Below are 19,766 nucleotides of genomic sequence, written 5' to 3' on the forward strand. Positions count from 1 at the left end.
TGCTTTTTCCTTAAAAATCGCAAATAACACACCTATAATCAGAAATGGTATTACCAAAATTATACACGACCAAAATCCTATATTCATAATACATACCTCCACTTCAAATTCCGATTTTTCTAACAAAAACATACAAACATACCAACATATAGTCCAATTAATACAGCTACTATTCCTGCAATAAGTGACATAACAGCTGCAACAATGTCTTCCTTATTACTTTTATCATATCAAATTTTGACTAGGTCACCTTCTCTAAATTGGCGATATGTCGTTCCAAAATTAATTTCTATGGTTATAATTTCATAATCAACTTCATATTCATAATTGTAAAAGTAAGCACTTCTTCTATTTATTCTCATAGCACTTACACTTACTATTTTTCCTTTTGTATAGGTCAAACATCTACGCTTTTTTTATTTGGATTTAATGTAAACATATCCCTGTCTTGCAAACAAACTACATATAGAAAAAACATTAAAGAAAAAACTATTCCATAAATAATTGTTTGGCTTAAACTCATTTTACCGCCATCCATAAAACTCCCAATTTTCAAATCACAAACTGCACAATATAAGATGCAAGTATGGCAGCTACAGCCACAAATACAAGTCCTTTTCCCTTATAACTAAAAAATATTGCAACTAGAATACCTGCACATGATTCTACTAAATTAGGCGTAGAATTAAAGACACCTGGGAAAGTCAACGCCCCTAGTACTGCATAAGGCAGGTAATAAAGAGCTGAATTGATGAACTTAGATGTAATCTTCTTTCTAAAGAAAGTAAGAGGAAGAAAACGAGGTAGATAAGTAAAAAGTGCCATCACTAAGACAGCTAGTATCTGATATCTTGTCATGCTTCATCCTCCCTTGGAAATAACCAGGCACCCATACATGTTGCAATAAGTGTTGCACTAATCAAGCGTACTCCAGTACTCATAACATTAAATAATGGCACATAGGTAAAGAGTGTATGGACTCCAATAGAAATAAGAACCACTATAGTTACTGGCATTGACTCTTTCATTGCAGGGACAATAAGAGCTAAGAACATACCGTATAAAGCAATTCCCATAGCACCCTGCAAGGCTAAAGGCAATAAGCCCATAATGAATTCTCCCGCAAGAGTCCCTCCGACCCATCCTATAATAGGTGTTAGGATAAAGCCTAGCATAAACTTAAATGTCAGTTTACCTGGCTGTAAGCTCGCTAACGCAAATGTTTCATCTGTAATTCCAAAAGAGATGATCATACGTTCTATTGTATTCATCTTCTCATCAATCTTCTGAGATAAAGAAAGACTCATCAAGAAATATCTAAAATTGATCAATAATAGTGTTATTGCGATTTCTAGATAAGTACTATCAGATAGAATCAGCTGAACACCTGCAAACTGTCCTGAACTTGTTAAATTTGTTAAAGAGATAAAAGTGGCAAAGCCAAGAGGCAAGCCACTTGATACACATAATACTCCAAAAGAAAAGGCTACTGGGAAGTATCCAAGTGCAATTGGAATACTTCTCTTCATTCCTTTCATTATTTCATTCATATTTCATCACCACGAGTATCATATCATAAATAAATCTAAAATAGATGTTCTATTATGAAATTTCTGATTTCTTCTCGATCATCACATACAGTATAGAATGGCTTACGACAATCAAGTCGCTGAATATCCACTGTACGTAAATCAGTCAACTGCATTCTTGAATGGGTAATCATCCCATGATCATCTATAACAGTCAGATCTTTTTCAAAATGAGGATTCAATGGTGACGATTCTTTTTTTATGGATGTACAAGGTATGATCAGCATCTTATAACCTAGATCTTTCACTATATAACACCAATGACCGTCCATCAGTTCTTTAGGAAACCCCCTGCCAATATTAAAATAAGCCATCTGATGTTCCTTAGGACGCTTATGAACATGATAATAAGTGTCTGAAGGAGAACCATCCTTCACTAAAGAACAATAAAAATAAGATAACTGACTTGTCTGATGCAGTAAAGAACGTGAATACTTCTTAGCATCATATAAGCCACTCTCATCAAGTTTATTCAAATAATTTTTGAGTTCTTCAATATTCCCTTCTAAATCTTCTTTCATATAAATATCCCTCCTACTCTTATATATACTTTTAAATTTTCTATTTTTCTCTGTAATTTGTATATAAAGTTTTATATCGTTTTCATATTTTTAAAATATCAATATTATTGATTGATTTATCACATATCAAGCATATAATAGTCACAGTTAAGATAAAGTGATATTAAAAAAAAGCGCCAGGACTTGTATAAGTTGACGAGGACTAGATTAATCGAACTATTCGGCGGATGGTCTAGAGGCATAGTACTGCCTAAACGATGAACAAAAACACTGAGCAATCAGCCAACAGATTTCATCAGGTACTCCTTTGTTTTAACGTTTTTATTCCACAAAACAAGGAGGACAAGATTATGTGTGGTATTACAGCTTATTGCGGCAATGGTGAAGCCCTACCTTTTTTAATGCAGGGGCTTGCTAAACTTGAATACAGAGGATATGACTCTGCAGGTGTAACAGTGTTAAATAACACTCTTACAACTGTTAAGTGTAAAGGTCGTTTAAAGAACCTAGAAGAAAAGCTAAAAGGTCATGATATGACTGGTCATGTAGGTATTGGTCATACAAGATGGGCAACTCATGGTGTGCCTTCTAACTTGAATTCACATCCTCATACAAATCCAGATAATACTCTTTCTATTGTACACAACGGTATTATTGAAAACTATAGAGAATTAAAAGATATTTTGTTAGAAAAGGGTTATTCATTCCAAAGTGAGACAGATTCAGAAGTTGTTGTTATGTGTTTGGACTATTTCTATGAAGGAGATCTTCTAGAAGCAGTAAAGAAAACATTAAACTGTATTGATGGAAGTTATGCTTTATGTATTGTTTCTACAGAACATCCTGATGAAGTTGTTGTAGCTAAAAAGGCTAGTCCACTCGTTATTGGACGTACTGATGATGCAAGTATTGCAGCCAGTGATATTCCTGCTTTACTTGCTTATACTAAAAATGTTTATTTCCTAGATGACTTAGAAATGGCTGTATTAAAGAAAGACAGCATTACTTTCTATAATAAAGATGGTGAAGAAATCACCAAGGAAATGACTACTATTCCTTATGATATGGAAGCGGCTCAGAAGAATGGTTACGATACATATATGTTAAAGGAAATCAATGAACAGCCTCATGTGATCCAGGAAACATTAAGAGGTCGTATTTTCAAGGATTCTATTGTTTTAGATGAATTAAAAGATGTTGATTTTAATAAATTCAATAAGGTTTATTATGTTGCATGTGGTACTGCTTATCATGCTGGATTATGTGGAGCTTCTATTCTAGAACGTGCCACTCGTCTACCAGTTCTTACACAGGTAGCCAGTGAATTCCGTTATAATGATCCAATTATTGATGAAAAGACTTTATGTATCTTTGTATCTCAGTCTGGTGAAACAGCTGATACTCTTGCTGCATTAAAGCTTGCTAATGAAAAAGGCTGTACAACAATTGCAGTCACTAATGTATTAGGTTCAACTATTTCTAGAGATGCGCAGTATACACTTTATACTTGTGCCGGTCCTGAGATTGCAGTTGCTTCTACAAAAGCTTATACAACTCAGTTAGTGTTACTTACACTTATTGCCTTATATATTGCCGATAAGAGAGGCGATGCAATTAATACTGATCTCATGGAACAGTTAAATAATCTTCCAGAATATGTTTCTAAGTTACTTGAAGATGAAAAGACATTCGAAGGCTATGCTAAGCTATTAAAAGAAAAACATGACTGCTATTTTATCGGAAGAAGTCTAGATTATGCAAGCGTACTAGAAGGTGCTTTAAAGCTTAAAGAAGTATCTTATATACATGCTGATGCTTATATTGCCGGTGAATTAAAACATGGTCCTATTGCCTTAATTGAACCTGGAACTGTAGTCATTGCAGTTGCCACTCAGCCTCATGTAGCTGCAAAGACTATCTCTAATATTCAGGAAACAATTGCGAGAGGTGCTGAAGTCATTCTATTTACTGTTGAAGGACAAGAAGTCAGCGGTGTAGAAAACACTTATTATCTTCCTAATATTCATCCTTTATTACAGAGTGTACTTGTTGCTATCCCATTACAGTTAATCGCATACCATACAGCATGCATTAAAGGCTGTGATGTTGATAAACCTCGTAACCTTGCTAAATCAGTGACTGTAGAATAACGAACGGAGAACTCCGTTCGTTTTTTCTTCACATCAATAATAAAAAAATGTATAATATCTCGTAGGGGTGATAATGTGGAAGAATCAAAAGTAAAAGATTTAACGGCTTATAAGAACCGTTTCGAAGAGGATGCCTCTTCATTCAGCGAATTCCAGGCACGTGATTTCGTTAAAGAATTAAAGAATCAAGGTAAGACTGATGAAGCTATTGAAGTAGGAAGAACATTCCTTGAAATGGCACCAGAATTAAAAGGATATATCAATTATTTTGGCTATGCTCTTTATAATAAGTATATCAACATCAGCGAAGAAGATATTTCTAAGAACGAAAGTTTATTCTATGGTATCCTAGAAGAAATCGCAAAATATTGTAAACAGGAGAGATATTCTCCACTTGAAGCTGCAGTCAATAAGGCTATTAAGCATGTATTAAAGGCTAATCCAGTAGACTATAAGAAGTTATCTGAATTATTAGACTATTTAGATGCACCTACTCTAGAAGATAAACCATTTGTTAATAAAGATGGTAAAGAATTCGAAAGTAAGAAAGAAAAATGGTATCGCATGAAAGTACGTGCATTATATGAACTTGAATCATATAGAGCATGTGTTGAAACTGCGAACATTGCTTTCACTTACAACTTAAAGTGGCATTATAATAACCTTAACTGGGTTAAATATTATCGTGCAAGCTCTCTAGTTGAACTTGGACGTTATGAAGAAGCTGAAAATGAATTCATCGCTTTACAGGGTCATTTCAATGCAGTAGATTCATTTGAAATCCTTTATAAGCTTTATATGAATACAAATCGTGAAGATGATGCTTATACACTTCTAGTTGATAAGTTCTTCAAGGGTGGATTCGATTACAAGAATATCGAAGATTATAAGAAGATTTCAGCAATGGCAAAGGCTAAGGGTCAGGATAAGGCTCATACACTTGCAGAATGCCTCATTAAGAAGCTAGAAGAAGAAAATGGTAAGACTTATGAAGCAGATGTTGATTTAGCTGATTATGCTGATTTAAGTGCCAGCGATGCATTTGATCGTGTATATAGTGAAGTCATCTATCATCTTGAAAAATACATTACTCGTCATGAAGGTAAAGTTGTATTCTACAACCATGATAAGAATTTTGGTAGTATCTTCCAGGATGGTGAAGAAAACTTATTCTTCAGACAGGCTGATTTCCTTGATGATGAAGAAGTTGAAAAGTATGACGTTGTTGAATACAGCGTAATTAAGACTTATGATAGAAAACGTCAGCAGATGAGTTCTAAAGCTGTCCTTTTAAAAGTTCTTTACGAAGAAATCAACTACTAAGAGCAGATTATTCTGCTCTTTTATTCTATTTTAGTTTTTCCCTAACTTCTAAAAGTTTTGTTTGACTTTTCCTTAATATTTCTATATTATATTTTTATATTATAAAAACAGAGAAATGACATAGTAAAGAAATGTGTGGCATAAGAGATATGATGGCTGGTGCGAATCATACGCAAACATTCTTGAATTCACCATGGAGTTGGAAGTACAAAATACTTCCCGGGTTGCCCGTTATCGCTATTTAGTGAGGTTAGTCTATGACTAATGAACTAGAGGTGGTACCGCGATAATTCGCCCTCTTGGGGTGAATTTTTTGTTTTTAAGGGAAAGAAAAAAGGGAGGAATCTATTATGAAGAAATTTGTATGTGGTTTAATGGCAGTTGGTCTTGCATTAACTGGCTGTGGTAGTCAGTCTAGTACTAAAGATAAGGCTGATGTCAAGATTGGAGTTATCCAATATATGCAGCATGATGCATTGGATGCATCATATAAGGGATTTAAGGATACTCTTGTAAAAGCAGGTTATAAGGCTTCTAATATTACTTTAAAGAATGCCAGTGGTGAAAACTCTAACTGTGAAACCATTGCAGAAAGCTTAGTGAACGATGGAAATGATTTAATTTATGCAATTGCAACTCCTGCAGCTCAGGCTGTTGTAAAGAAGACTAAAGATATTCCAGTTGTTGTATCTGCTGTTACTGATCCAGCTGGTAGTAAATTAGTCAAATCAAATAAAAAACCTGGTGGAAATGTAACTGGGGCAAGTGATTTAACACCTGTTAAAGAACAGATTAAATTATTAAAACAGATTATGCCTAACGCAAAAACTGTTGCTGTTATGTATGCAGGTAATGAATCTAACTCTGAAATCCAGGGTAAGATGGCTGTAAAGGAAATCAAAGCTCAGGGTATGACACCATTAGTAAAGACTGTTTCTGAATCTAATGAAATCCAGTCAGTCACTGATTCTATTGTAGGTAAAGCAGATGCTTTATATATTCCAACTGATAACCTACTTGCTTCTAATATCCCAGCAGTTGTAAAAGTCACTGATCAGGCTAAAATCCCTCTTATTGTTGGTGAAGAAGGTATGTGTACTAAGGGTGGTTTAGCTACTTATGGTATTGATTACTATAACTTAGGTAGTATCGCTGGTAAACAGGCTATTAAGATCTTAACTGGTAAAGGTAATCCAGCAACTATGCCTATTGAATACTTAAAAGCGAGTGACTGTAAATTAAAGGTCAACAAAGCTCAGATGGAAAAGCTAGGCATTAAAGTACCACAGGAAGTATTAGATAAGGCTGAACTTATTTAAGGAGTGAAAGAGAATGTCTTTATTTTTAGCATTACAAAGTGCGACTTATCAGGGTGTCCTATGGGGCATTATGGCAGTTGGTGTTTATATTACATTTCGTCTATTAGATATTGCAGATATGACATGTGATGGTTCTTTCGCAACAGGAAGTGCTGTATGTGCTGTTATTCTTACTAACCATGGTAATCCAATTGTTGCAATTCTTGTAGCTACTCTTGCAGGTGCACTTGCTGGATTTGTGACTGGTTTATTACATACTAAATGTAAGATTCCTGCCATCCTTGCTGGTATCCTTGCACAGTTAGGCTTATATTCAATCAACTTACGTATTATGGGTAAATCAAATATCCCATTACTACAGACAGAAAGCTTATATGACTGGGGACCAATGGTTGGTTTAACAGTATCTCAGTCTACACTTATTGTAGGTGTTATTGCAGTAGCTATTGTAATTGCCCTTCTCTATTGGTTCTTTGGAACTGAATTAGGTAATGCATTACGTGCTACTGGTAATAATGAACAGATGGTAAGAGCTGTTGGTGTCAATACTGATTATACTAAGCTACTTGGTTTAGTGATTTCAAATGCCTTAATCGCCTTAAGTGGTGCCATGGTGGGGCAGTCAGTTGGTTATGGTGATGTCAAGATCGGTATGGGGGCAATCGTTATGGGTCTTGCGTCTATCGTTATTGGTGAAGTCATATTTGGACGTTATGGCAGTTTCTTAAAGAGACTCATTGCGATTATTGTTGGTTCAATTATTTATCGTATTATTATCGCCGTTGTTATTCAGTTAGGTTTATCAACTGATGACTTAAAGCTACTCACTGCATTTATTGTAGCTCTCGCATTAACTATTCCAGTATTAATGGCCAATAGAAAACAGACTGCAAACTATAAGAAACTTACAAAAGAGGTGGATGAAAAAAATGCTTAAGATTGAACATGTATCAAAAACATTTAACCTCGGCACTATTAATGAGAAGAAAGCCTTGATTGATATTAATCTTCAATTAGATGATGGAGATTTCGTTACTGTTATTGGTGGTAACGGTGCTGGTAAATCCACTTTAATGAATATGATTGCAGGTGTTTATCCTATTGATTGTGGTCATATTAAACTAGATGATAAAGATATTTCTTTGTATCCAGAATATAAACGTGCAGGTCTTATTGGTCGTGTATTCCAGGATCCGATGATGGGTACTGCAGCTGATATGCAGATTGATGAAAACCTCGCAATGGCTAAAAGACGTGGTCAGAAGCGTACTTTAAAGTGGGGTATCAAGAAAGAAGAAAAGAAGTTGTATTATGATCTCTTAAAGACTCTAAATTTGGGTCTAGAAGAGAGAATGACAAGTAAGGTAGGTTTATTATCAGGTGGACAAAGACAAGCTCTTACACTATTAATGGCAACTGTCACTAAGCCTAAGATTCTCTTACTTGATGAACATACAGCCGCTCTTGATCCGGCAACAAGTGCTAAGGTATTACTTTTGACTAATAAGATTGTCACTGAACAAAAGCTAACAGCAATGATGGTTACTCATGATATGCAGCAGGCTATTGATGTAGGAAATAGATTGATTATGATGTACAATGGTCAAATCATCTATGATGTTAAAGGTGAAGAAAAAAAGAAATTAACTGTTCCTTTCCTACTTAAGAAGTTTGAAGAAGCAAGTGGCAGTGAATTTGTGAATGACAGAATGTTGTTGAAATAATGAAAACATTCCAACTATATATCAAGTTGGAATGTTTTTTTATGCAGTAAAAAAGAACACCTCCTAAGAAGTGTCCTTTCATACCATTAATATTTAATATCTACAATTTCAACATCATAAGGTTTAGCAACACCGACTGTTACAACATCACCAATCTTATGAGTCATTAATGCTTTCGCAAGTGGAGATTCATTAGAAATCTTACCATGTAATGGATCAGTTTCTGTAGAACCTAAGATTGTAAATGTATCAGGTTCAGGATTTTCTTCAGATAAATCAAGAACTGTTACAGTAGCACCTAAGTTAACTACATGAGTATCTACCTTAACATCAGAACCAATGATAACTGCATTCTGCATCATTACTTCCAATTCTTTGATTCTTTCTTCAATACGAGCCTGTTTATCTCTTGCTGCATCGTAGTCAGCGTTTTCTGATAAGTCACCCTGGCTTCTTGCAAGCTTAATTTCTTCAATGACAGCTGGTCTTTCAACGTTAATAAGGTTTTCTCTTTCAGCTTTTAACTTTTCAAAACCTTCTTTACTAATTTGCACTTTTTTATCCATTTCTTTCACCTCGCATACCTAAATATAACATACTTATTTTAATTAGACAAGAACGATTTAATCGCCCAGAATACTACTTATTTTTGTAATCAATAAGTCAATTGCGACAGTATTAGTCCCACCTTCAGGAATAATAATATGTGCATATTTCTTAGATGGCTCAATGAACTGTTCATGCATTGGTCTTACAGTCTCTAAATACTGGTTACAGACTGAATCAACAGTTCTTGCACGTTCTTCTACATCTCTTTTCAAACGTCTGATAAAGCGGATATCTGCATCTGTATCCACATAGATCAGAATATCACAAAGATCTCTTACCTCTTCTTCTGCTAAGACAAAGATACCTTCTAGAATAATAACATCACGATCTTCAATGACTTCTGTGATATCACTTCTTGTATGCTTTGCATAATCATAAGTAGGTTTTTCAATTCTTTCTTTCTTTTTTAACTTCTTTAAATCTGATACTAGAAGATCATTATCAAAGGCAAATGGATGATCGTAGTTCGTTTTTACTCTTTCTTCCATTGTCTTATCACTTTGATCTTTGTAGTAATCATCTTGTTTAATGATTTTTACTCTATGACTGCCTTTAAAACGGTCATAGATAGATTGTGCGATAGAAGTCTTACCAGAAGCACTTCCACCTGCAATCCCAATAATGACAGCTTTATTTTCCATGGTTTACCTTCCTTCCCATATCATTCTCTAATACCGGATAATCAATTTCTACATAAAGTATTTCCATTGGATGGTTGGCTACTTCCACCAATTCATTATCTTCATTATAAATCTTATCAACAGTAAAATAAATATTTGAATGACTAGGAGAGAATATTTCTATCTTATCTCCCACCTTGAAATAATTGCGCTGTTCAATTTTCGCACGTTTAGATTCTTGATCATAACCTAAAACACGCATAACGAATTCCTGTGTAGGATGCTCATCTCTTAAGTTATAAAGCTGTTCATCTACACCAGGATTATCATAAAAGAATCCATGACAGAATGCTCTATTGGCTGCTTTTTGTAGTTCATCTTCATATTTCTTTGAATCTGCAAAATGATCAGGATCAGCGCAATATGTATCAATGAGTTTTCTATAAGTAGATACAACTGTCGCAATATAATGGACAGACTTCATACGCCCTTCTATCTTGAATGAATCCACACCACATTCTATTAATTCACCAATATGATGAATGAGGCACATATCCTTAGATGACATAGTAAATGGGAAATCTTCATTAATAGATTGTCCATTCTCTTCTAAATCATAATACCATCTACAACTTTGTGAACAGCCACCTCTATTCGCATCTCGTCTAGAATAGTAGTTAGATAACATACAACGACCACTATAAGAAATGCACATAGCACCATGTATGAAGTATTCTAGGTCAATATCAGGGGCATTTTTTCTAATGTCCTTCAAGTCAACAAAAGTTGTTTCACGACCTAGTACTACTCGATCCATCCCCATATCTTCAAAGAACTTAACGGCAGATGAATTAGTCACTGACATCTGTGTAGAGACATGTACTTCTAGCTTTAAGTTCATACTTTTCGCAAGATTCATAATATATGGATCTGCCACAATAATAGCTGTAACACCTGCATCATCTAATGCCTGTAAGTATTCTTTAATACCTTCTAGGTTATCATGATGAAGGATGATATTACATGTAACATGGATTTTAGCACCATATTGATTCGCAAACTGTACTGCTTCTTTAATATCTTCTATAGAGAAGTTAGATGCTTGTGATCTTAAAGAGAATTCTTTACCACCGATAAATACTGCATCTGCACCATAAATAATAGCTGTTTTAAGCTTTTCTAGGTTTCCTGCGGGAGCAAGTAATTCTGGCTTCTTTACGATCACACGACGACCATCAATAACCTTACTTATTGGCTGCATCTTCTAGATCCCTCCTCTTTACATCTTCAAGACGATAAATTGTATCATCATATAGGAAACCTCGATCAAGAGGTTTTGAAATCTTTCTTAATAAAGGAAGATATTCTTTTACTTCTTTGTCATATGTACCTCTTTCTAGGGCTTTAAGACAATCACAATACATACTTGTGACTTCTACTGCTTCTCTTGAATCCATAAACATTGTTTCAATATAAAGGTAGTCAAAGTCCTTTAATGTATTGAATAAGTCCAATGTATATAATCTAGATTTGCTGAATACAGCCGTTCCACGATTTGTTTCATATATATGACAAGGAAAATCCTGTCCACGTGGATTTATTGTAAGAGCGTCTTTATTATGGCTTAATGTTGTATTGCTTGCTGATTCATAGTTAGAGATCAAATGTCTCTTACTCATCATCATATACTGTACACCATGGCCTAATACAAATAATGGCATATCACAGTTCTTACGTATTTCTAGCTGTTCCTTTAAAGATATTTCTTTAGAAACAAAAGCACCAGAAATACCATAATGAGATAAAGTATTCAGTGTACTTGAATTGGTATTAAGAGTTAAAGGATGATAAATCATATTAAAATCATAACCCTTTTGATTCACCATACGTAATACACCAAAATCCTGGAAAATTAATCCATTGATTCCAATATCATGTAACGCATCAATATGCTTTTCTAATCCTTCTAGATCATGTTCATCATACATAGCATTCACATAAACATAGAGTTCTTTTGCCTGTTCTTTGATTTCTTTCAATTCTTCAATAGAAAACTTCACTGGTGTCAAAACACTATAGTCTGATCCAGCCATAATCAAAGAAACACCCATATCAACATAATCATAAAGATATCCACGATCATTTAAATTAATTGCGATTTTCATTGTGTTCCTTTCTAGTAATGATACATAGACCATCACCTACCTGCACATAATGTGCATCATACTCTTCATTAGAGAAGATCCAGTCTTTAAAACGTTTGATTTTTCTTACAAGAGCACGTGTGTTTCTATTCTTAATATTTGGTATATCAAAAATCATGCCATGGAAATCAAGATTATCCACTAACACAAAACCATCCTCCTTTAAATAAGGAACATATTTTTCAAAGAAACGCTGATATTGCGCTTTAGCTGCATCAATAAAAAGACAATCATAAGGTGCATGATTCAACAATGTATCATCAAATTCTAATGCATCTTCATGATAGATTGTAATATTGTCTTCCTGATGGAAATCTTTAATATTTACAACTGCTTCCTGATAACGTGTATCATCTCTTTCAATTGTATCTACATGAAGCCCTTTGACATGAGTGGCCATCATTAAAGATGAATACCCAATGGCACTTCCAATCTCTAATACAGACTCCGCATTTCTCTTATTTAATTCATCAATAAGGTATTCAATACCTTCTTTTTGCATAATAGGCACATCTTTCACAAGTGCATATTCTTCTAATTCATAAAATGATTTCATTAATACCACTTATTCTCCTTCACTACTTTCTGATGTTCTTCATATGTCTTTGAATAGATGACAGTTCCATCTTTCTTCGCAAAGAAGAATAAATAATCAGATGGTGTATAGTTTGCAACTGCATCCATTGTCTTTTGTGGGACACATGCAATAGGACCAATAGGAAGTCCTGCATATTTATATGTATTATAAGGAGAATCAATCTTAGTCATCTTTGTAGAGACTTTGACACCTGTTCTATTTAATGCATAGTTGACAGTAATATCTGACTGTAATCTCATACCAGTCTTTAAACGATTGATAAATACGCCTGCAATGGCTGGACGGTCTTTATCAAATAAAGATTCTCTTTCTACGACTGAGCATAATGTTAAGAATTGATGAGGTGTATAGCCAAGCTTAGTCATTGACTCCTTATAAGGTGTTAATTGTTGATCCATATAATCCAGCATTTCTTCTGTGACCTTTTCAATAGTTGTAGATTCACCATAAAGCACATATGTTTCTGGATAAAAATAACCTTCTAATGGATAAAGAATACCCTTTTGAAGAATATCATCACTTAAGAACCAATACTTAGAAATTAACTGCTTTAAATAAGACTGATCACCCCATTTATCTAATACTTCCTGTTCTGTTTTACCAGTTACATTTGCCACCCTTTTAGCTGCCTGAGGAATAGTAATTCCTTCAGGGATAGTTAAGGAAGACTTCACAACATAAGAGCTGTTCATCTTTGACATGATACTATACATCTTTGAAAGAGACATGTTCTTATTCAAATTGTAAGTTTGAGAGACAACTGAAGGCTTATGAATCTTTAAGTAAACCTTAGCCGCCAATTTATTTTTTATTAACCCTTTTGACTCTAATGTATTTAAAACTGTATATGCATTCTCACCTTTTTTTACAGTCACCTGCACAACTTCACTTTTAGAAGAGACATTTCCTGTACCACTTATATAAAATAAGCCTGTACCTCCTATTAAGAATACAACTACAAGGACTGCCGCTATGATTTTCTTTTTCATACATACATCTCCTTTTCCTTAACCATTATATAGAATTAAGCCGATAATTGCCATAAAAAAATAAGGCATGAAAATGCCTCATTTTACTACACGCAAGTTTTCCGCTCCTTTTTCCATACATACTGGAGCATGGATTGTGAATTGATGATGTGTTTCATATAAAACAGCACGCTTTTCATCTTCTTTGATTTCAAAGCTTTCAAGTGATCCACCCTGTTTACATGCAACAAGTAAGTACTTATCTCTAAATAAGAGTAAAGATTTAGGTCCTTCATCTGTTTCCATACAATCCACTCTTGTAAGTTTCCCTGTTTCTGCGTCTCTTTCAAAGGCAACAAGTGTATCATCACCTTTATTAATTACAAAGATGAAATGTCCATTTTCAGTAATAACCATATCCATAGGTGTATTCACACCATCATATTCATCTTTAGAATAAGTCATCACTTCATCAATTAAAGTAAACTTGTTATGCTTTACACTATAACAAGCAATTGTACTTGAAATTGAATTCAAGATATATGCGAATTTACGATTCTTAGAATAAACAAGCTTCAATGGCCCACTTCCAGGAGTAAGTTTGAATGATAATTCTTCATCTTTGATTAATTCACCTTTTTCACCTTCAGTAAAGAAGATTACTTCATCGCCACCTAAATCAGTGACAACAAGTTTTGTATTATCTGGAGTGAACGTCATGAATGTTGGATGAGATTCAGTCTGTTTTACTGGATCAATACTATGACCATCTAATTTCACTGTCTTTGATACTCTAATGATCTTAGAAGTCTTAATAGGCACAGTGACAACTTCGCCATTATAATAATCAATTGCATAGGCATAACTAGAATTTTTATTTAAGAGAGTCTGAATATAAGTACGTCCTTCATTTCCTACTCTAGCTGCAAGTCCTAGCTGAACTTCCATGCAGGCATACTGCCAGATACCACCATCCTGAGCACGTCCTGTTCCATTACGATAAGTCAAGTACATAAAACGTCCATTTTTATTCATTGCGAGAGGGTTGGCAAGAGACTTAACGAAAGATTTCTTAATGATTTCTCCGTTGTCTACATTAAAATAGAATGCATAAATACCACGATCAAGGTCTGTTCCTTCACTACCTACAAAGAAAATATCTACTGTTTTTGTTTTACTAAAAAGTCCCATAATTATCTCCTTACTAAAACTAGGTAACGGTTGTTACCTAGTTCTTATCACATTCAGAACAATCTGTGACGCAGTCCCCATCCTCGCATACGCAGCCATCACATTTATCATCTGTTTCTTCTTCATCATGCATATTGAAGTCTTCTAGAACTTCTTCTAGACGCTCCCATTCAGCTGGATCTTCGATATCGTATAGATGATTATCGTCATCATAACGAGATGCAAAAATCTGCTCATCATCGTCTTCACTATAGTACATGACATATTTATTTCCATTCTCTTCATCCTCATAAGTGAAAAGAATTTCAAATACGTTTTCTTCCCCGTTATTATCAGTAATCACAATTTTATTGTCGTCCATTGCTTATCTCCTTATCTTATCAAGATAGCCCTGAAGAATTTCAACTGCTGCCATCTTGTCAACAACCTGTTTACGTTTCTTTCTAGAAACATCACCAAAAATCAGATTATTTGTCGCAATAACAGTAGTCAATCTTTCATCTTCAAGAATAACTTCAACATCCATCATCTTCTCTAAACGTTCTTTAAAATCAATAGAAATCTGTGCACGTTCACCAAGATCACCATTCATATGCTTAGGTAATCCTAAAACAATTGTATGAATATTATTCTCTTCTACGATATTCTTGATATGATAAGCACATTTCTTATAAGCGTTTTCGCTAAAATGATAAGTTTCTACACCATGTGCAAGCATTCCTAATGTATCACTTACCGCAATACCGCAAGTACGTGAACCTAAATCTAGTCCTAAAATCTTTTCCACTATTTAGACTCCAAATAGAACTTTACAAGTTCTTCAATAATTTCATCACGATCAGCCTGCTGAATAATAGATCTTGCACTCTTATGACTTGAAATATAAGCAGGATCATTAGAGATCAGATAACCAGCAATCTGGTGAACTGCATTATATCCTCTTTCTTCTAAAGCCTCAGCAACTGTCATCAAATTATTTCTAATTACTTCTCGCTTGAGATCTTCTGAGTTAAATACTCTTGTCTGTGTATAATCTTGTGCCATAATGAACCCCCCTATACAAGTTATATTTTAGTATAAACGAAGATAAAATTCAATTTTTTTACAATTTAGATTTTAAGGCAGTGATTGCTTCATCAATCTTATCTAATGTAGGTGCACCACCCTGAGCAAAATCTGGTTTTCCTCCGCCACGACCATCAAGTACTTCATTCATAGCCTTAACTAATACACCTGCTTTATATGTATTTGTAAGATCCTTAGTAATACCTACAAAATATGAATTCTTTCCTTCAAAAGTGCTTGTCACTACGACAATACCACTACCTAACTGGTCTCTAAAATCAAACGCCATCTGTTTAGCAGCTGCATTATCTTTTTCTACATGAGTATAAAGGAACTTCACACCATTGACTTCTTCAACCTGAGATGCCTGGTTCTTTGCTTCTAATGCATTCAACTTACTTGTTAATGTTTCGATTTCTTTTTTCATTATATTAAGAGTAGTCATTGTGCTTTCAGCTTTTTCTACGATCTTATTGAAATCATTTGCCTTAAGTACAGTACCTACTTCTTCTAAAGTTTCTTCAGATTTTCTTAATGCTTTATAAGCTCTCACATTAGTGACTGCTTCAATTCTTCTTACACCAGAACCAACTGAAGTTTCCATTTCAATCTTGAATAAACCAATCTTTGCAGTATTAGAAACATGTGTACCACCACATAATTCTACTGAGAAGTCACCTACACGTACAACTCTTACAACATCACCATATTTTTCATCAAATAAAGCTGTTGCCCCTGCATTGATGGCTTCTTCCTTAGGCATTTCTTTAACATCAACATCAACACCCTTGAAGATATATTCATTAACCATATCTTCTACAGCTGTTAATTCTTCTTTAGTCATCTTTGATGGATGAGTGAAGTCAAAACGTAATCTGTTTTCATCTAAGTATGAACCAGCCTGTCCAACATGTGAACCTAAGACATTCTTTAATGCAGCATCTAGTAAATGTGTTGCAGTATGGTTATTTTCAATTAATGCACGACGTGCTGTATCCACTGTTAATTCTACAGTATCACCTACATGTACACTGCCACTCGTTAACTTAATATAATGTAAATGCTGACCATTAGGAGCCTTTAATACATTAATGACTTCTGCATCAAACTGATCTGAATGAGCAGAACCTGTATCGGCACACTGACCACCCATTTCAGCATAGAAGTTAGTTGTTTCAACGATGATTTCACCTTCATCAGTCAGTTCATCGACCTTTTCTCCATCCTTGAATAAACCTATAACTGTAGTCTTACAAGGTGCTGTGTCATAAACGAAAGTAGAAGGAGTAGTGAAATCCATTAAATCAATCTTCTGAGAAGCCATTGATTCTCTTTCACCACGTGCTGCACGAGCACGATCCTGCTGTGCTTTCATTTCTACCTGGAACCCTTCGCTATCAACAGTGAATCCAGATTCTTCTGCGATTTCAATAGTTAATTCTAGTGGGAAACCATATGTATCATATAACATGAAGGCAGTAGAACCATCAATCATCTTATTATCAGAGTGTGCAATAACATCCTTGATCTTCTTTTCACCCTGAGATAATGTCTTATGGAATGCCACTTCTTCTTTCTTAATAGCTTCCTTAACAAATTCTGCTTTTTCTGGAAGATAATCATAGAATTCTTTCATGTTATCTACTACAACATCCACTAAAGTATATAAGAAAGGCTTATCGATACCAATGTTCTTACCGTAACGAACAGCTCTTCTTAAAATTCTTCTTAATACATAACCACGTCCTGCACGGTCAAACATAGCACCATCACTTAATGCGAATGTTACAGTACGGATATGATCGGCAATAACTCTATAAGCCATCTTATCTTCTGCATACTTTACATCAGCTAATTCTTCTGTTGCATGAATGATAGGTAAGAATAAGTCTGTATCAAAGTTTGTTTCACCTTCCTGGATGATTGAAGTAATTCTTTCAAGACCCATACCAGTATCAATATTCTTATGTGGTAATTCTTTATAATCTTTACGATCAATTGTAGGATCGCAATCAAACTGAGAGAATACGATATTCCAGATTTCTACATAACGATCATTTTCCATTTCTTCAAAGAATAATTTTTCGCCGATATGATCTGGGTCATATTTTTCTCCACGGTCATAGAAGATTTCACTATCTGGTCCACCAGGTCCTGCACCGATTTCCCAGAAGTTATCTGCAGTCTTTAAGATATGTGATGGATCTACACCACATTCTTTAGTCCATACATTGTATGCATCTTCATCATCTGTATAAACAGTGATGTACAATTTATCTTTATCAAAAGCAAGCCATTCTTCCCCTGTTAAAAATTCCCATGCAAAATGAATTGCTTCTGTTTTAAAATAATCACCAATAGAGAAGTTACCTAACATTTCAAAGAATGTATGATGACGTGCTGTCTTCCCTACGTTTTCAATATCGTTTGTACGAATAGATTTCTGTGCATTTGTGATACGATTACATGCTGGTTTTTCTGTACCATCAAAGTATTTCTTTAATGCTGCTACCCCTGCATTGATCCATAATAATGTTGGGTCATCATGTGGAATCAATGAAGCGCTTGGTTCAACCATATGTCCCTGTTTCTTGAAATATTCAAGGAATAATGCACGAGTCTGATTACCTGTTAACTTTTTCATAATATCCTCCTAAATAAAAAAGCCATTCCTTAAAAGGAACGACTTAAATCGCGGTACCATCCTTATTCATAGATACTATCTATGCCCTTTATGACTTTAACGCAGTCATACGTTGATGTTTACATCACTCTCGAAAGGAGCCTTCCTTCATACACCCAAGAACTTGCACCACCCGTTCTCTCTCTTAAGACCTCTATGAAGTACTTATCTTTCTCAACGATTATGCACCTATTATACATAAAAAAAAGATAAGGCGCAAGCCTTATCTCTATTCTTCGATTAAAGAACCTTCTGCAAGCATTTCACCCTTGATTGGTAATAACTTGTAGATAAGTTTCATAAACACCGCATCAAATGGTAGCATGATTACTGTAGTTATAATATTGAATACTGTATGGAAGTTTGCCACCTGATGAGCTGGAGTTCCAGAGAATTCAGCAATCCATGATAATAATGGTGTGGCAGAACATATAATCAAGAAGAAGATTGTACCTACCAAGTTAAATAAAACATGGAATGTCGCAATACGCTTAGAATTTCTACATCCAGTCACTGATGCAAGAACGGCAGTAATACAAGTACCGATGTTTAATCCACATACCATGAATGCTGCTGTACTAAATGGAACTAAGCCCTTAGTTGCAAGCGCAGAAAGAATACCTACTGCTGCACCAGAAGACTGAATCAAAGCAGTAAAGGCAGCTGCAAATAATACTGCAAGTATTGGATTAGAAAGAGTTGTCATTAATTTAATAAAGACCGGTTCCTTCTGAAGTGGCACAACGGCCCCGCTCATCATATTCAGACCCATGAACAGGATACCAAATCCAGTCATGACTGAACCAATGCCTCTTACCTTACGACTCTTAAAGAACAAGCACAAGAAGACACCCACAACTGCAAAGACCGGTGCAACAACACCTACATTAATTGCAATCATCTGTGCTGTAATAGTTGTACCGATATTAGAACCCATTACAACCCAGATACATCTGTTTAATGTCATCAAGCTAGCATTCATGAAACCAATCAACATAACAGTCACTGCAGAAGAACTCTGTACAGCAGCTGTTACACCGATTCCAACAAGAACACCTTTAAATTTTGTATTTGTTAATTTTTCTAAGATAGTTTTTAAGCGGTCACCTGCAGCATCTTCTAAGGAATCACTCAAAACCTGCATTCCATATAAAAAGAGTGCCAGCCCACCTAATAAATCAAGCCAGTTAGTTATTTTCATA

20 protein-coding genes and 2 other annotated features are annotated in these 19,766 nt (G+C 34.8%); of the genes, 5 read left to right on the forward strand and 15 right to left on the reverse strand.

Annotation, left to right across the window (positions count from 1 at the left end):
* Nucleotides 1–552: 552 nt before the first annotated feature.
* Genes B2S90_RS07030 through B2S90_RS07040 form a run of 3 tightly spaced genes read right to left on the reverse strand, consistent with a single transcriptional unit; the run spans nucleotide 553 to nucleotide 2,110 of the window.
* Nucleotides 553–858 (reverse strand): AzlD domain-containing protein, encoded by a 306-nt coding sequence (locus tag B2S90_RS07030; RefSeq protein WP_006507169.1) that lies wholly within the window; start codon nucleotides 856–858, stop codon nucleotides 553–555.
* Nucleotides 855–1,550 (reverse strand): AzlC family ABC transporter permease, encoded by a 696-nt coding sequence (locus tag B2S90_RS07035; protein WP_286696780.1) that lies wholly within the window; start codon nucleotides 1,548–1,550, stop codon nucleotides 855–857. The genes B2S90_RS07030 and B2S90_RS07035 overlap by 4 nt, the downstream gene beginning before the upstream one ends.
* A 35-nt stretch (nucleotides 1,551–1,585) precedes the next feature.
* Entirely contained in the window at nucleotides 1,586–2,110 is a 525-nt protein-coding gene (locus B2S90_RS07040) for a hypothetical protein (protein WP_055288842.1), read from the reverse strand.
* A gap of 350 nt (nucleotides 2,111–2,460) precedes the next feature.
* On the opposite strand from B2S90_RS07040, the gene glmS reads away from it, so the two are divergent.
* The 5 genes from glmS to B2S90_RS07065 all read left to right on the forward strand — a co-directional run bounded on the left by glmS (nucleotide 2,461) and on the right by B2S90_RS07065 (nucleotide 8,626).
* On the forward strand, nucleotides 2,461–4,260 hold the full coding sequence (gene glmS / locus B2S90_RS07045) for a glutamine--fructose-6-phosphate transaminase (isomerizing) (RefSeq protein WP_286696781.1): 1,800 nt from the start codon (nucleotides 2,461–2,463) through the stop codon (nucleotides 4,258–4,260).
* A gap of 75 nt (nucleotides 4,261–4,335) precedes the next feature.
* Nucleotides 4,336–5,583, forward strand: coding sequence for a hypothetical protein (locus tag B2S90_RS07050; protein ID WP_055288844.1), 1,248 nt, complete (start codon nucleotides 4,336–4,338; stop codon nucleotides 5,581–5,583).
* Between the two features lie 101 nt (nucleotides 5,584–5,684).
* Nucleotides 5,685–5,885, forward strand: a binding site (T-box leader).
* 48 nt (nucleotides 5,886–5,933) lie between these two features.
* A complete protein-coding gene (locus B2S90_RS07055; protein ID WP_147556505.1) occupies nucleotides 5,934–6,902 on the forward strand; it encodes an ABC transporter substrate-binding protein in 969 nt (322 codons plus the stop codon).
* A 13-nt stretch (nucleotides 6,903–6,915) separates the two neighbouring features.
* On the forward strand, nucleotides 6,916–7,839 hold the full coding sequence (locus B2S90_RS07060; RefSeq protein ID WP_279078989.1) for an ABC transporter permease: 924 nt from the start codon (nucleotides 6,916–6,918) through the stop codon (nucleotides 7,837–7,839).
* The gene (locus B2S90_RS07065; protein WP_022425417.1) at nucleotides 7,832–8,626 is read left to right on the forward strand and encodes an ABC transporter ATP-binding protein; all 795 of its coding nucleotides are present in this window, start codon (nucleotides 7,832–7,834) and stop codon (nucleotides 8,624–8,626) included. Before B2S90_RS07060 ends, B2S90_RS07065 begins: the two co-directional genes overlap by 8 nt.
* 86 nt (nucleotides 8,627–8,712) lie before the next feature.
* Here the strand turns inward: B2S90_RS07065 and greA are convergent, their stop codons facing one another.
* The 12 genes from greA to B2S90_RS07125 all read right to left on the reverse strand — a co-directional run bounded on the left by greA (nucleotide 8,713) and on the right by B2S90_RS07125 (nucleotide 19,765).
* Nucleotides 8,713–9,192: a transcription elongation factor GreA gene (greA, locus tag B2S90_RS07070; protein ID WP_055233646.1), complete on the reverse strand. Its 480-nt coding sequence runs from the start codon at nucleotides 9,190–9,192 to the stop codon at nucleotides 8,713–8,715.
* Between the two features lie 57 nt (nucleotides 9,193–9,249).
* Nucleotides 9,250–9,876, reverse strand: a complete 627-nt coding sequence (udk, locus tag B2S90_RS07075; RefSeq protein ID WP_279147362.1) for a uridine kinase — start codon at nucleotides 9,874–9,876, stop codon at nucleotides 9,250–9,252.
* Entirely contained in the window at nucleotides 9,866–11,116 is a 1,251-nt protein-coding gene (locus B2S90_RS07080) for a peptidase U32 family protein (RefSeq protein ID WP_055288850.1), read from the reverse strand. The genes udk and B2S90_RS07080 overlap by 11 nt, the downstream gene beginning before the upstream one ends.
* Nucleotides 11,100–12,020: a peptidase U32 family protein gene (locus B2S90_RS07085; protein ID WP_278860254.1), complete on the reverse strand. Its 921-nt coding sequence runs from the start codon at nucleotides 12,018–12,020 to the stop codon at nucleotides 11,100–11,102. The genes B2S90_RS07080 and B2S90_RS07085 overlap by 17 nt, the downstream gene beginning before the upstream one ends.
* Nucleotides 12,004–12,615, reverse strand: coding sequence for an O-methyltransferase (locus B2S90_RS07090; RefSeq protein WP_055289697.1), 612 nt, complete (start codon nucleotides 12,613–12,615; stop codon nucleotides 12,004–12,006). Before B2S90_RS07090 ends, B2S90_RS07085 begins: the two co-directional genes overlap by 17 nt.
* A complete protein-coding gene (gene mltG / locus B2S90_RS07095; RefSeq protein WP_286696782.1) occupies nucleotides 12,615–13,646 on the reverse strand; it encodes an endolytic transglycosylase MltG in 1,032 nt (343 codons plus the stop codon). Before mltG ends, B2S90_RS07090 begins: the two co-directional genes overlap by 1 nt.
* 78 nt (nucleotides 13,647–13,724) lie before the next feature.
* Entirely contained in the window at nucleotides 13,725–14,816 is a 1,092-nt protein-coding gene (locus B2S90_RS07100; protein ID WP_278860252.1) for a lactonase family protein, read from the reverse strand.
* A gap of 37 nt (nucleotides 14,817–14,853) precedes the next feature.
* Entirely contained in the window at nucleotides 14,854–15,177 is a 324-nt protein-coding gene (locus B2S90_RS07105) for a DUF1292 domain-containing protein (protein WP_006506261.1), read from the reverse strand.
* Between the two features lie 3 nt (nucleotides 15,178–15,180).
* The gene (ruvX, locus tag B2S90_RS07110) at nucleotides 15,181–15,603 is read right to left on the reverse strand and encodes a Holliday junction resolvase RuvX (RefSeq protein ID WP_055233642.1); all 423 of its coding nucleotides are present in this window, start codon (nucleotides 15,601–15,603) and stop codon (nucleotides 15,181–15,183) included.
* Nucleotides 15,603–15,860: an IreB family regulatory phosphoprotein gene (locus tag B2S90_RS07115; RefSeq protein ID WP_006506263.1), complete on the reverse strand. Its 258-nt coding sequence runs from the start codon at nucleotides 15,858–15,860 to the stop codon at nucleotides 15,603–15,605. Before B2S90_RS07115 ends, ruvX begins: the two co-directional genes overlap by 1 nt.
* Nucleotides 15,861–15,918: 58 nt before the next feature.
* A complete protein-coding gene (gene alaS / locus B2S90_RS07120) occupies nucleotides 15,919–18,525 on the reverse strand; it encodes an alanine--tRNA ligase (RefSeq protein WP_286696783.1) in 2,607 nt (868 codons plus the stop codon).
* A 31-nt stretch (nucleotides 18,526–18,556) separates the two neighbouring features.
* Nucleotides 18,557–18,751: a binding site (T-box leader), on the reverse strand.
* Nucleotides 18,752–18,793: 42 nt separating this feature from the next.
* Nucleotides 18,794–19,765, reverse strand: coding sequence for a Na/Pi cotransporter family protein (locus B2S90_RS07125; RefSeq protein ID WP_286696784.1), 972 nt, complete (start codon nucleotides 19,763–19,765; stop codon nucleotides 18,794–18,796).
* Nucleotide 19,766 lies beyond the last annotated feature (1 nt).

The organism is Catenibacterium sp. UBA627 (assembly GCF_002299355.1).
In the GTDB taxonomy this organism is placed as follows: Bacteria; Bacillota_I; Bacilli_A; order Erysipelotrichales; family Coprobacillaceae; genus Catenibacterium; species Catenibacterium mitsuoka.